General features: G+C 59.9%; 12 protein-coding genes. 8 read left to right on the forward strand and 4 right to left on the reverse strand.

Annotated features, from left to right (window positions below):
• Nucleotides 1-92 precede the first annotated feature (92 nt).
• From WE862_RS07330 to deoD, 5 genes are all read left to right on the forward strand, one after another.
• The gene (locus WE862_RS07330) at nt 93-263 is read left to right on the forward strand and encodes a XapX domain-containing protein (protein ID WP_005340467.1); all 171 of its coding nucleotides are present in this window, start codon (nt 93-95) and stop codon (nt 261-263) included.
• Nucleotides 264-652: 389 nt separating this feature from the next.
• Nucleotides 653-1,426: a deoxyribose-phosphate aldolase gene (gene deoC, locus WE862_RS07335; protein WP_042030713.1), complete on the forward strand. Its 774-nt coding sequence runs from the start codon at nt 653-655 to the stop codon at nt 1,424-1,426.
• A 109-nt stretch (nt 1,427-1,535) separates the two neighbouring features.
• Entirely contained in the window at nt 1,536-2,867 is a 1,332-nt protein-coding gene (gene deoA / locus WE862_RS07340) for a thymidine phosphorylase (protein ID WP_042030712.1), read from the forward strand.
• Between the two features lie 14 nt (nt 2,868-2,881).
• A complete protein-coding gene (locus tag WE862_RS07345) occupies nt 2,882-4,090 on the forward strand; it encodes a phosphopentomutase (RefSeq protein WP_042030711.1) in 1,209 nt (402 codons plus the stop codon).
• Between the two features lie 80 nt (nt 4,091-4,170).
• Nucleotides 4,171-4,887, forward strand: a complete 717-nt coding sequence (deoD, locus tag WE862_RS07350) for a purine-nucleoside phosphorylase (RefSeq protein ID WP_005340471.1) — start codon at nt 4,171-4,173, stop codon at nt 4,885-4,887.
• A 68-nt stretch (nt 4,888-4,955) separates the two neighbouring features.
• On the opposite strand, the gene WE862_RS07355 is transcribed toward deoD, so the two are convergent.
• A complete protein-coding gene (locus tag WE862_RS07355) occupies nt 4,956-5,576 on the reverse strand; it encodes an AhpA/YtjB family protein (RefSeq protein ID WP_041209110.1) in 621 nt (206 codons plus the stop codon).
• Between the two features lie 120 nt (nt 5,577-5,696).
• Here WE862_RS07355 and serB point away from each other — a divergent pair, with 120 nt between their 5' ends.
• Both serB and WE862_RS07365 read left to right on the forward strand, forming a co-directional pair.
• On the forward strand, nt 5,697-6,707 hold the full coding sequence (gene serB / locus WE862_RS07360) for a phosphoserine phosphatase SerB (protein ID WP_042030710.1): 1,011 nt from the start codon (nt 5,697-5,699) through the stop codon (nt 6,705-6,707).
• Nucleotides 6,708-6,735: 28 nt separating this feature from the next.
• Nucleotides 6,736-7,641: an alpha/beta fold hydrolase gene (locus WE862_RS07365; RefSeq protein ID WP_042030708.1), complete on the forward strand. Its 906-nt coding sequence runs from the start codon at nt 6,736-6,738 to the stop codon at nt 7,639-7,641.
• A 45-nt stretch (nt 7,642-7,686) separates the two neighbouring features.
• On the opposite strand, the gene WE862_RS07370 is transcribed toward WE862_RS07365, so the two are convergent.
• A complete protein-coding gene (locus WE862_RS07370; RefSeq protein WP_042030707.1) occupies nt 7,687-10,068 on the reverse strand; it encodes a PilZ domain-containing protein in 2,382 nt (793 codons plus the stop codon).
• Nucleotides 10,069-10,168: 100 nt separating this feature from the next.
• Here WE862_RS07370 and radA point away from each other — a divergent pair, with 100 nt between their 5' ends.
• A complete protein-coding gene (radA, locus tag WE862_RS07375) occupies nt 10,169-11,536 on the forward strand; it encodes a DNA repair protein RadA (RefSeq protein ID WP_042030705.1) in 1,368 nt (455 codons plus the stop codon).
• Nucleotides 11,537-11,634: 98 nt separating this feature from the next.
• Here radA and WE862_RS07380 read toward each other — a convergent pair whose 3' ends face one another.
• Complete coding sequence (locus tag WE862_RS07380; RefSeq protein ID WP_041209115.1) at nt 11,635-12,015, reverse strand: PilZ domain-containing protein; 381 nt, start codon at nt 12,013-12,015, stop codon at nt 11,635-11,637.
• 101 nt (nt 12,016-12,116) lie between these two features.
• Entirely contained in the window at nt 12,117-12,599 is a 483-nt protein-coding gene (locus WE862_RS07385) for an Rsd/AlgQ family anti-sigma factor (RefSeq protein WP_033112959.1), read from the reverse strand.
• Between the last annotated feature and the right edge of the window lie 63 nt (nt 12,600-12,662).

Raw genomic sequence — 12,662 nt, forward strand, 5'->3', positions numbered from 1 at the left:
GCCACGGCATCTGCCGTGGCGTTCGCGTATGGAGCGGTGACAACCGTTTTCCTATCTAAACTAATAATAAAATGAGTCAAATCGGAGGTTATATGAATGAAGTGCTACTGGCGATGGTGGCCGGCTTTATAGTCGGTTTGTTGTTTTCTTTCCTCAAATTGCCGATCCCGGCACCTCCCGTTTTGTCCGGGGTGATGGGGATTGTCGGGGTCTATCTGGGGGGGCTGGCCTACTCCTGGATCCTGACGCGCTTCTTTTCGTAAGGCATTTTTGAATGCGGATTTGCCAGATGTGAGGTACCTCTGAAATTGGCAAATCCGGCTTGCAAACAGGGGGTATCTCGGCTGAAATAGGCGTTGCCAGCAGGGTGCTGGCAATGACTAATGCTCGATGAAATCGGGTGTTGGCGGTCAAATGGAATTGATTGGGAAGTCGGGTCGGAGTTGTTCTGCCTTTCTCAAGTCTTCATGGAACCAAGTCCGCACTTTTGTAAGAAAGTGACAGGGCTCTTGCCTTATTTACAGTCGTTGTGCCTCAGCCTTCGCACTGTAATTCCATTCCCGTATAGCTGGGAATTGCTACTGCTATCTCCTTTTCGGAGCTTGTGGTGGTGCCCGGTTATCTGGATCAAATCGAGACTTTGGAGAACAGAATGAGTGATCTGAAACTGGCCGCCCAGCGCGCCCTGAACCTGATGGACCTGACCACCCTGAACGACGACGATACCGATCAGAAGGTGATCGACCTGTGCCACAAGGCCAAGTCACCGGCCGGTCTGACCGCCGCCGTCTGCATCTACCCCCGTTTCATTCCCATCGCTCGCAAGACCCTGCGTGAGATCGGCGCTGCCGACGTGCGCATTGCGACCGTGACCAACTTCCCGCACGGCAACGACGACATCGAGATCGCCGTGGCCGAGACCCGTGCCGCTGTCGCCTACGGTGCCGACGAAGTGGACGTGGTCTTCCCGTACCGCGCTTTCATGGCTGGCAACGAACAGATCGGTTTTGATCTGGTCAAAGCCTGTAAAGAGGCCTGTGGTGCCAACGTGCTGCTGAAAGTGATCATCGAAACCGGCGAACTGAAAGAAGAGGCGTTGATCCGTCGCGCTTCCGAAATCTGTATCGAGGCCGGTGCCGACTTCATCAAGACCTCCACCGGCAAGGTGCCGGTCAATGCGACCCCGGAAGCGGCGCGCATCATGATGGAAGTGATCAAGGCCAAGAATCCGAAAGTTGGCTTCAAGCCGGCCGGTGGCGTGAAAGACGCCGCCGTGGCGGGTCAGTACCTGGCCATGGCCGAAGAGATCCTCGGCAAGGACTGGGTATCCGCCCGTACCTTCCGCTTTGGTGCATCCAGCCTGCTGGCCAGTCTGCTGGCCACTCTGGGGCATGGCGACAAGCCGGCCAACACCAGCGGTTACTAATAGGTTGATGAGAGGGCGGACTGCTGTTCGCCCTGTTAAGCCCCCACCTGTGGTGCGCGGGCAAGGATTCAGGCTTGTGTAACGCCAGCAATGGCGGAGGGAATGAAAGATGTTTTTGCCTCAAGAAATTATTCGCAAGAAGCGCAACGGTGAAGCGCTCAGTACCCAAGAGATTCAATTCTTCGTTCAGGGCATTACCAACAACACCATCGGCGAGGGCCAGATTGCGGCGCTGGCGATGGCGGTCTACTTCAAAGATATGACCATGGATGAGCGGGTTGCCCTGACCTGCGCCATGCGCGACTCCGGCATGGTATTGACCTGGGATCACCTCAATCTGGGTGGCCCGATTGTCGACAAGCACTCCACCGGCGGTGTGGGTGACGTTGTCTCCCTGATGCTTGGCCCGATGGTCGCCGCCTGCGGCGGTTTCGTGCCGATGATCTCCGGCCGTGGTCTGGGCCATACCGGCGGTACCCTCGACAAACTGGATGCCATTCCCGGCTACCAGACCTCGGTCGACAACGATCGTTTCCTGAAAGTGGTGAAAGAGGCGGGTGTCGCCATCATCGGCCAGACTGGCGATCTCGCCCCGGCCGACAAGCGTATCTATGCAGTACGTGACATCACTGCCACCGTCGAATCTGTCGCCATGATCACCGGCTCCATCCTCTCCAAGAAGCTCGCCTCCGGGCTCGAAGCGCTGGTGATGGATGTGAAAGTGGGCTCCGGTGCCTTTATGCCGACCTTTGAAGCGTCCGAAGAGCTGGCCAAGAGCATTGTGGCCGTGGCCAACGGTGCCGGTTGCCGCACCTCTGCGCTCTTGACTGACATGAACCAGGTGCTGGCCTCCAGCGCCGGTAACGCGGTGGAAGTGCGTGAAGCGGTGCGCTACCTGACCGGTGAATACCGCAATCCGCGCATCCACGAAGTGACCATGGCGCTGTGCGCCGAAATGCTGATCTCCGCCGGTCTTGCCAGCGACGAGCGCGATGCCCGCACCAAGCTGCAGGCGGTGCTGGATAACGGCAAGGCTGCCGAGATCTTCGGTCGCATGGTGACTGGCCTGGGCGGCCCGGCCGATTTCATGGAGCGTTACGACGCTTACCTGCCCAAGGCCGCCATCGTGCGCCCGGTCTTCGCGGCCAACAGCGGCTTCGTGACCGCCATGGATACCCGCGAACTGGGTCTGGCCGTGGTCGCCATGGGCGGTGGTCGCCGCGCTGCCGGTGACAAACTTGATTATGCGGTTGGTCTGACCGACTTTATCCGCCTGGGTCAGAGCGTCGATGCTGACAAGCCGATCGCCATGATCCACGCTCAGACTGAAGAGCAATATGCTCAGGCTGCCAGCATGGTGCAGGCAGCTGTCCGGATTGGTGGCGAGCGGCCCGAGGCACTGCCTGAAGTGTACCGCCGTATCACCCTGGCTGATTTGTAACAAGGGGAAGTCCCATGAAACGTACCTTTATCCTGATGATGGACTCTTTCGGTATCGGCGCTGCCGCCGATGCTGACAAGTTCGGAGACACGGGCGCCAATACCCTTGGCCATATCGCCAAGGCGTGTGCGGCTGGTGAAGCGCAGGGCCGCGGTGCCCTCAATCTGCCGAACCTGAGCAAGCTGGGCCTCGGCCACGCTTGCGAGCAGGCTTCCGGCACCTTCCCGGCAGGTCTTAAGAAAGATATCGAGGTGGTCGGTGCCTACGGCTACGCTCAGGAGCTCTCCTCCGGTAAGGACACGCCGTCCGGTCACTGGGAGATCGCTGGTGTGCCCGTACTGTTCGAGTGGGGCTACTTCAAGGATCACACCAACAGCTTCCCGCAGGAGCTGCTGGACGCCATCGTCGAAAAGGCTGGTCTGCCGGGTTACCTCGGCAACTGCCACGCTTCCGGTACCCAGGTGCTGGATGATCTGGGCGAAGAGCATATGCGGACCGGCAAGCCGATCCTCTACACCTCTGCCGACTCGGTGTTCCAGATCGCCTGCCACGAAGAGACCTACGGCCTCGAGAAGCTCTATGAGCTGTGCCACATCGTACGCGAGCTGCTGGAGCCTTACAACATTGGCCGCGTTATCGCGCGTCCGTTCGTGGGCAGTGGCAAAGGCAACTTCAAGCGTACCGGCAACCGTCACGACTACTCCGTGCTGCCGCCGGCGCCGACCGTGCTGGACTACATGAAAGAAGCGGGTGGCCAGGTGGTTTCCATCGGCAAGATCGCCGACATCTATGCCGAGCAGGGCATCACCAAGAAGGTGAAGGGTACCGGTCTGACCGAGCTGTGGGATCGCACCCTGGAAGAGGTGAAAGCGGCCGGTGACAACACCATCGTTTTCACCAACTTCGTCGACTTCGATTCATCTTACGGTCACCGTCGCGACGTGAAGGGCTACGCCGATGCGCTGGAGTATTTCGACTCCCGCCTGCCGGAGCTGTTCGACCTGCTGCAGGATGGCGACGTGGTGGTGCTGACCGCAGACCACGGTTGTGACCCGACCTGGAGCGGCACCGACCATACCCGCGAGTACATCCCGGTACTGTTCTACGGCAAGCCGGTCAAAGCCGGTTCCGTCGGCCGTCGCGAGACCTTCGCCGATATCGGCCAGAGCATTGCGGCGTACCACGGTCTGCCCAAACTGGCATACGGTACCAGCTTCCTGTAATTTACCCGCCCGCCACTCTGGTGGCGGGCAATTTTAATAAAGACAATAAAACTCAACCCAAGTGTGAAGGAATCAAGAGAATGGCAACTCCTCATATCAATGCGAAAGATGGCGCCTTTGCTGATACCGTGCTGATGCCGGGCGACCCCCTGCGCGCCAAGTACATCGCCGAGACTTTCCTGGAGAACGTCGAGCAGATCTGCGACGTGCGCAACATGTTCGGCTTTACCGGTACCTACAAGGGCCGTCGTATCTCCGTAATGGGCCACGGCATGGGTATCCCCTCCTGCTCCATCTACGCCAAAGAGCTGATCACCGATTACGGTGTGAAGACCCTGATCCGCGTCGGCTCCTGCGGTGCCGTGCGTGAAGATGTGAAACTGCGTGACGTGGTAATCGGTATGGGTGCCTGTACCGACTCCAAAGTAAACCGTCTGCGCTTCAAGGATCACGACTTCGCAGCCATCGCTGACTTCGACCTGGTTGCCAATGCCGTACAGGCCGCCAAGAACAAGGGCGTTGCCGTGCGTGTGGGCAACATCTTCTCCGCCGACCTGTTCTACACTCCGGATCCCTCCATGTTCGACGTCATGGAAAAATACGGCATCCTGGGTGTCGAGATGGAAGCCGCCGGTATCTACGGCGTAGCCGCAGAGTACGGTGCCAAGGCACTGACCATCTGCACCGTCTCCGACCATATCCGTACCGGTGAGCAGACCACCTCTGAAGAGCGTCAGCTGACCTTCAACGACATGATCGAAATCGCACTGGATTCCGTCCTGCTGGGCGACAAGTAATCTCCTTGCGAATAAAAAAACGGCGGCCTGCGGGCCGCCGTTTTTTTATCTGCACTCTGTCCGGGCCATCAGTTTTCCGGTGGCGGAGAGGGGGGCGCACTCTTTTTCTTGTGCTTGCGCACCCGCATGTAGTTGCGGCGAATGCCGTAGGAGATAAGTACGCCGGCCAGCAGGGCGACCAGCAGCATCAGCCGCTGTTTCTCCTGTGTCACTTTCAGCCGGGTATCTTTGTCCGCCAGCATCTGCTGCTCTTCCAGCGTGATGCGCAGATAGCCGAGGGTCTGGGCTCCGTCCTGGATCTCCTGCACGAACTGGATGCGTCCCTTGCCCTGCTCCGGCATCGACTTGTTGTCGCTGCCGATGGGGAGCAGGCTCTCCAGCGGTACGGCCTGTTCCGACTGGGCGAGCGGGATGCCGCGTCCATCATAGAGGGTGACATCGAGGATCTCCGGCTCGGTCGCCAGATCCCGTGCCAGTCGCTCCAGCTCGCTGCTGTTGTCCTCCTTGATCCAGCGCTTCATGTCGCGGGCGGCATAGGCGACCAGCGCCTGGGCGCGGTTGCGCGCTTCGCTGTGCAGGGCGGCCTGGCTCTCTCCCTGCATATGGAGTAGCACAACCAGTACCCAGCAGCCGAGCAGCAGGCCGGCTACCAGACTGAGCACACGTTTGATGGGAAGATGACGCTGCAAGCGCGAGACCTCATGCTGACCGGAAGTTGCGGGATCTTGGCGCTTGCCTGCGCAAAAAGCAATACGCTACTCTGGGCCACTATTGTTAACCCCTTGATCACCATGGAAGGCGTATCGCTTATGTTGTTGTCCCGGCTCCCCACCTCCTTATCCGAATGGCCCGCCCACCTATTATCTTCTCCCTGGTGGCAGCTGACCCCGGATGCCCTGCAACCGACCGGGACGCCCCTTGCGGCTGGCTGGCTGGTGCTGTTTGGCAAGGCGCTGGGGCCGGCCTCTCTGGAAGAGCTGGCGCCCTTGTTGGCTGAGCACGGGGTGGCGGCGACCCTCTATCCGGCGACCGAGGTAGCGGGTTGCCCGTTGCTGCTGCTCGGTACCGACCGCTTCTCGCCCGAGCTGGTGGTCGCGCTCAAGGAGAGGGAGTGGGAGAGCGATCTCTGTCATTTGCCCGCGCTGCCTACCCTGAGTGAGCCCGGCCTGCTGGTGATGGATATGGACTCCACCGCGATCCGCATCGAGTGCATCGACGAGATAGCGCGGCTGGCGGGGGTGGGCGATCAGGTGGCGGCGGTGACCGCGGCCGCCATGCAGGGCAAGCTGGAGTTTGCCGACAGTCTGCGCAATCGGGTGGCGCTGCTTGAGGGGGCGCCCGTCGCCATCCTCGATGAGGTGGCGGCATGGATGCCCTGGATGCCGGGCTTGCAGCTGATGGTCGATACCCTCAAACAGGCGGGGTGGCGTGTGGCAATCGCTTCCGGCGGTTTTACCCGCTTTGCCGGCCAGTTGCAGCGGGAGCTGGGGCTGGATGCCATCTTCGCCAACGAGCTGGCGGTGGAAGGGGGCCTGCTGACCGGCAAGGTGAGCGGGCGTATCGTCGATGCCAGCGTCAAAGCCGAGGTGTTGCAGCAGCTGGCGGCCGAGTATGCCATTGCGCCCTCCCAGACCGTGGCCATCGGCGATGGTGCCAACGATCTCAAAATGATGGCGGTGGCGGGTCTTGGCATTGCCATCCATGCCAAGCCGCTGGTGCGGGCGCAGGCTGCCGCGACCCTCAATCATCATGATCTGGAGGGTGTGCTCTGCCTGCTCTCGGCGCGCGCCTGTAGCGAAAGGCGCTGGGATCGCCCCTGATATTGTTTCATGGAGGAAACCAATCGAAATGGAATTGTTGCAGAAATCACTCTTTGTACCCTGTGGCGAGCATCAACTGCACGTCCGCCATATCAAGCCGGGGGCGGCCGTTCATGGTGAACCCATCCTGATGGTGCACGGCGCCATCGAGAACGGTCGCATCTTCTATACCGAGTCGGGCAAGGGATTGGCCTGCTTTCTGGCTCGCCACGGTTTTCAGGTCTATGTCGCAGATCTGCGCGGGCGCGGGCTCAGTACCCCCGCCATCGCCGAGCAGGCGGAGCACGGTCAGCATGAACTCATCACCGAGGATCTGCCCGCTCTGCACCGCTGGATTGCCGCGCGCCACCACGGCTTCAAGGTGCACTGGGTGGCTCACTCCTGGGGCGGCGTCATCATGGCCTCCACGCTGGTGCGCTTTCCCGAACTGGCGGAGCAGGTGGCCAGCCTGCTCTTCTTCGGTACCAAGCGCGGGGTGTCGGTGCAAAATCCCGAGCGCTGGTTGAAGGTGGATCTAATCTGGAACCGGCTGGCCCCCTGGCTGGCACGTCGCCGTGGTTTTCTGGCCGCCCGGGATCTCAAGATTGGTGCCGATGACGAGCCGCTGCGCTACCTGCAGGAGACCATCCCCTGGGTCAAGTGCGGCCCCTGGCAGGATCCGCACGACGGTTTTGCCTATGATGAGGCAGCAGCCCAGGTCAACTGGCCGCCGCTCTGGATGATCTCGGCCAAGGCGGACAAGGTGCTGGGCCACCCCACCGACGTGCGCCGTTTCAGCGACGAGATGGGCTCAAAGACCCGTCATACCCGGCTTGGCCGGGACAATGGCAACCGGCTCGATTACGACCATATCAATATGCTGACCGCGCCGCAGGCGCAGGAGGATCACTTCCCCCGGATCCTCGACTGGCTGCTGGATCCGCAGGCCGCGTGATAAAAAAACAGGGCGCATGATGCGCCCTGTTTCTTGTGGCCGGGATCAGTTGAGTGGCTGCGTGATGCCGAGGCGGAACAGGGTCGCCTGGGTGGTGTCGGTCAGCTCGCCGACCCCGACGACGCTCCAGAGCTCCTCCTCCAGCTTTTTCGCCTTGTGAATGGCAAATTTGGCGATGTAATCCAGCTCGTTGGCAATGAAGTTGGTGTCGGGGCGCCCGGTGCGGGAGACGCCGACCAGCACCGAGTAGAACTCCCCTTCCTGTAGTGCCAGCTCGATAAACTGGCGTTTCTCCTTCACGCCGGTGAACTCGCTGGCGAGACGGCTGCGGAAGATGGGCAGGCCCGCTCTGGTCTGGATGCTGGCGATGTAGACCTCCTCCTCCTTCGGCTTGTCCTCCCGCTCTATGCTGCGCAGCGGCGTCATAAGCAGCTCCTTGAGCAGCTCTCCCTGAAACAGCGGATAGAGGTTCTCCTGCTCCGGCAGCTCGGCGCAGGCGGTGAGCAGCCGTTGCAGGCTGCGCGGCTTGAGCGACTTGCCGATGGAGGCGGGTTTGGGGGCCCCCTTCAGCTTGTTGATGTAGACCGGCGAGTTGAACAGGTGGTGGGTGTAGATGTTGCGCAGGGCGCGGGCCAGCCCGCGGTAACGGCGCTGCTCCTGCGCCGCCTTGAGCTTGTTCTGGTTGCTCTCGATGAGCAGGCTGAAGAACTGGCGACCGGTGTGGCGATCGGAATCCCCCTCGATGCAGAGATGCAGCACGGTGCGGGTCATGTTGAGACTGACCAGCCGATAGGAGAGATGCTGCAAATCCATGCTCTTGGAGAGCTCCTGCAAGCGGGGCAGGGCAATGGTCACCACATCGTTCTTTTCGCCAACAAACGCCTCTTCCAGCTCGATCTGCAAGCCATGGGCCGAGATGTCGCGGGTCCAGCCCAGCCAGGACTTGCCGTTGTGGTGGATGGCGACCGCCGTCTTGTGGATGTAGCGCAGCTCCTTGCGCAGCTGGACATAGTGCAGGGTCTCGATCTCGAAGGGGGCAACCCCCTGCTCGTGGCCAAAACGCTGCAACTCGTTGGCGTTGCTGCCAGGTTCCCCCTCCTGATAGAACTCTTCGCGCTGGGACTCCTGACTGATCTCCTGCAGCAGGCCGCAATAGCCGATCTGCTTGAGGCGCTCGAGCAGCAGTATGTCCTGCAACTGCGGGTTTTCGAGCCCCTGCAGCTGGCCAACGTCCGCTTCGAGCAGTTCGCACGCCTCCAGCGTGAACTTGTAGACGCGCCAGCTGGGGCGACGTGAGCCCACTTGGAAGAAGAGGGCTGTCAGGCCGCTCTGGCGCAGCTCCTCGGCAGTTGCCGAGAAGAAGTAGATATGGCTGCGCACCGTGTGGGTGAAGCAGTAAATAAGGGTTTCGCTGGTGGCACCGGGGGCGGGGCAGAGTCGCTTCATCCGCTCGGCACTGAATAGCCCCGCCAGCGCATCGCGGTTCTTCTCGTCACGCCAGTACTCCAGCAGATGCTGGTTGTTCTCGGTACGCAGCGCTATCTCGAGGCAGGGGCTGTCGCCGGTCCCGAAGAAGAGCGGCATGCCGGTCATGCGTGGCAGGTAGAACTGCTCGTACCCCTTGATGATGGCGGCAGAGAGCAGGTAGTCGACGCTGACCCGGTAACGCACCTTGTTGACTTCGATGAACTCTTTCAAAAAAGCGTCAAAGGCGGGTTGCTCGCCAGTGCGTACCAGTCGCAGCCAGAATTTCCCCTCTTTGCTCTCTTCCCCGAGGATCTGGTAGTTGACCGGTTGGTGCAGTACCGGGTTGGGGTTGTCGCGCTCCAGCCCGGTGAAGAAGACCTCGACCTGAGCGCCGGTATGGTAACTGGGCAGATAGGGCACCGAGATGCGCATCCCACCGAGGGAGAGATCGGAACTCTTGGCAAACAGCTTTTCACCATCCGGCAGCTTGAGCAGCACTGGCGAGCTGAAGTGCATCCGCTCCTGACGGCGGCCGTAATAGCTGGCGAAGGCGATGGTGTTGACATCGTATTGCCTGAACGGACTGGCCGGCGGGGTGAGGTGGCCATCGACGCGAGCGTGGTGCTGCTGTTTTTGCCACTGTTGCAGAGCCTCGTTGACTCCTATGGTATAGGCGTCACGGTAGAGATAGCACTGGGACTGGAACAGGTTGATTGCCTCGGCCGGCATGAAGTGGGTAATGCCGTCGAATTCATGGATCAGACACTCATCTGCCAGCTCATCGCGCATGTCGATGACCCTGCGGCACGGAGAGCATTTGCGTTTTAGCTCCATTTTGAGCAGAAAACGGCTGTTGCTGTTCTCTTCCTGGGTCATGCGGTTGAAGATCTCCTCGAAATCTTTCTCCCGCAACAAGGGGACAAGTTGTTCAATCAGATATTGTTGGTGTTCTGAATCCATGTGTTCCTGCCACGGAAAGTCACTTTTCCGATTCTGGGTTTGATCTGTCGGTCGCAAACAAGTATATCAAGCAGGAATTCATCCTGTCCCCGAGTTATCAATGGCCAAAAATAAAACTGCTTATGTTTGTTCCGAATGTGGTGCCGACTTCACACGCTGGCAGGGTCAGTGCAGTGAGTGCAAGGAGTGGAACACCATTACCGAGGTGCGCCTCGGGTCGGTGACTCCTGTCGGCAAGAGTGCCCGCTATACCGGTTATGCCGGTGCAATTGGCAGTCAGGTGCAGACACTGGCAGAGATAGCTACCACCGAGATCCCCCGTTTCTCCTCCGGCTTCAAGGAGCTGGATCGGGTACTTGGTGGCGGCGTGGTGCCGGGCTCTGCCATCCTTATCGGCGGCAACCCGGGGGCAGGCAAGTCGACCCTGCTGCTGCAGACTATGTGTGGTCTGGCAGAGCGGATGAAAACCCTCTATGTCACCGGTGAGGAGTCGCTCCAGCAGGTGGCGATGCGCGCCAATCGGCTCGGATTGCCTACCGACAAGTTGCGGATGCTGTCGGAGACCAGCGTCGAGCAGATCTGCCTGATTGCCCAGCAGGAGCAGCCGCAGATCATGGTTATCGACTCCATTCAGGTGATGCATGTGGCTGATGTGCAGTCGGCGCCCGGTTCCGTCTCGCAGGTGCGCGAGGCCGCAGCGCTGCTCACTCGCTATGCTAAGCAGAACCACGTGGCCATCTTCATGGTGGGCCATGTGACCAAGGATGGTACGCTGGCCGGCCCCAAGGTGCTGGAACACTGTATCGACTGCTCCGTGCTGCTCGACGGTGGCCATGACTCCCGTTTTCGTACCCTGCGCTCCCACAAGAACCGTTTCGGGGCGGTCAACGAGCTTGGCGTCTTTGCCATGACCGGGCAGGGAATGCGGGAGGTCAGCAATCCCTCTGCCATTTTCCTTAGCAGGGGAGAGGAGCAGGCTCCCGGCTCCATCGTGATGGTGATCTGGGAGGGCACCCGACCGCTGCTGGTGGAGCTGCAGGCGCTGGTGGATTACTCCCAGCTCTCCAATCCGCGCCGGGTGGCGGTGGGGATGGATCACAACCGGCTCGCTATGCTGCTGGCTGTATTGCACCGCCACGGTGGTCTGCAGATGGCGGATCAGGATGTCTTCATCAACGTGGTTGGCGGGGTCAAGGTGGAAGAGACCAGTGCTGACCTGGCGCTGCTGCTGGCCATGGTCTCCAGCTTCCGTGATCAGTCACTGCCCAAGGATCTGGTGGTGTTTGGCGAGGTCGGCCTCTCCGGCGAAATTCGCCCGGTGCCGTCCGGTCAGGAGCGACTGCAAGAGGCGGCCAAGCATGGTTTCCGTCGCGCCATCGTGCCGCACGCCAACGCCCCCAAGCACCCAATCGAAGGGATGGAAGTAGTACCGGTCAAGAAGTTGTCTGATGCGCTCGAGGCGCTGTAATCCGGTGCAGCTAAAAGACTATGTCTTGGGATGAACGAAAATAAGAAGAGCGCCAAGGCGCTCTTCTTAATTACGGGATTACGGGGAAATATGGAACGTCAGGGCTGGCTGTGTTCCAGATGCTCGCTCAGCAGCTGCTCCAGCTCTCGGTGCAGCAGCTCCTCATCGCCCACATTGAGTTCGATCATCCGCCTCAGGTGAGTGGCGCTGTCGATGTCGATGTGATGGCAGTAGAAGCCCAGCTTCTTGCTGGCCTCATGGTTCAGCTCTACCTGCATCTTGATCTCGATGTCACTGCCGCTCAGGACAAAGCTCAGCTGGTACTCTTTGTTCTCATTGCTCACCCAGTCGTCAGGCCGGATTAGCAGCGCACCCTGCAGGGAAATATCGACAAGCTGAGTGCGCCACTTGCGTTCCCCCTGCGTGAGTTCAGCCATGGTCAAGTAGAGGATCCGTGCAAAACGGCGGCGCTCAGACATGCTCATCTCCTTGTATGCAATCAGTGTGGACCCGATGGTCATTGCTTTGAGTGTAATCCACCTTGACTGCCCGTATCTTGAACTTGCTCCGAAAATGGCGTTCAAGCCTGTTGTGCACTAAGGGATTCCACCACATGGAGTGCCTTGACCAGACGATCTTCCTGTTTGAAGCGCTCCTCCAGCACCGGTCCCAGTTCATTGAGGTCATCATCGAGCAGCAGCAGTTGGGCTTCATCGGCCTCGCTGTACTTGTCGTTGAACTCGAGAGCCAGTTCGGTGCTGGTACGGATATGGGGATAGATGCGCTTGGCGAGCTCCAGCGTTTCGCCGCTGGCCTGCTCGAAGGCGGTGACCACGTGATTGTAGATTTCGAAGTGGCCTGCGCTGACGTAGTCGACCAGTCTGTCACAGAAGTGCTGCAGCTCTTCGGGTTTGGGCAGGCATCGCTGTTTGGTTCGGGCCGGAGTAAGGCCAGCCAGCCGCATGTATTCGACCAGCAGGGCTTGCCGTGCATCCAGCCAGTCGTCGATAGCCTTGTGTTTTCCTGCCAGCGCCTGTTTGGTCTGTTCCAGTTTCGTCAACATAATCCCTCCATGGGGCAAGGCCGGGCGATTGATGGGGCTTCCTAGCCGTTTGAACAGTGACAC

Source organism: Aeromonas jandaei, assembly GCF_037890695.1.
Taxonomy (GTDB): Bacteria; Pseudomonadota; Gammaproteobacteria; order Enterobacterales; family Aeromonadaceae; genus Aeromonas; species Aeromonas jandaei.

What these genes read in the sequence shown, in the direction of transcription:
- WE862_RS07330 (WP_005340467.1), top strand. Translation starts at nt 93, where the DNA reads ATGAATGAAGTGCTACTGGCGATGGTGGCCGGCTTTATAGTCGGTTTG.
- deoC (WP_042030713.1), top strand. Translation starts at nt 653, where the DNA reads ATGAGTGATCTGAAACTGGCCGCCCAGCGCGCCCTGAACCTGATGGAC.
- deoA (WP_042030712.1), top strand. Translation starts at nt 1,536, where the DNA reads ATGTTTTTGCCTCAAGAAATTATTCGCAAGAAGCGCAACGGTGAAGCG.
- WE862_RS07345 (WP_042030711.1), top strand. Translation starts at nt 2,882, where the DNA reads ATGAAACGTACCTTTATCCTGATGATGGACTCTTTCGGTATCGGCGCT.
- deoD (WP_005340471.1), top strand. Translation starts at nt 4,171, where the DNA reads ATGGCAACTCCTCATATCAATGCGAAAGATGGCGCCTTTGCTGATACC.
- serB (WP_042030710.1), top strand. Translation starts at nt 5,697, where the DNA reads ATGTTGTTGTCCCGGCTCCCCACCTCCTTATCCGAATGGCCCGCCCAC.
- WE862_RS07365 (WP_042030708.1), top strand. Translation starts at nt 6,736, where the DNA reads ATGGAATTGTTGCAGAAATCACTCTTTGTACCCTGTGGCGAGCATCAA.
- WE862_RS07370 (WP_042030707.1), bottom strand. Translation starts at nt 10,068, where the DNA reads ATGGATTCAGAACACCAACAATATCTGATTGAACAACTTGTCCCCTTG.
- radA (WP_042030705.1), top strand. Translation starts at nt 10,169, where the DNA reads ATGGCCAAAAATAAAACTGCTTATGTTTGTTCCGAATGTGGTGCCGAC.
- WE862_RS07380 (WP_041209115.1), bottom strand. Translation starts at nt 12,015, where the DNA reads ATGTCTGAGCGCCGCCGTTTTGCACGGATCCTCTACTTGACCATGGCT.
- WE862_RS07385 (WP_033112959.1), bottom strand. Translation starts at nt 12,599, where the DNA reads ATGTTGACGAAACTGGAACAGACCAAACAGGCGCTGGCAGGAAAACAC.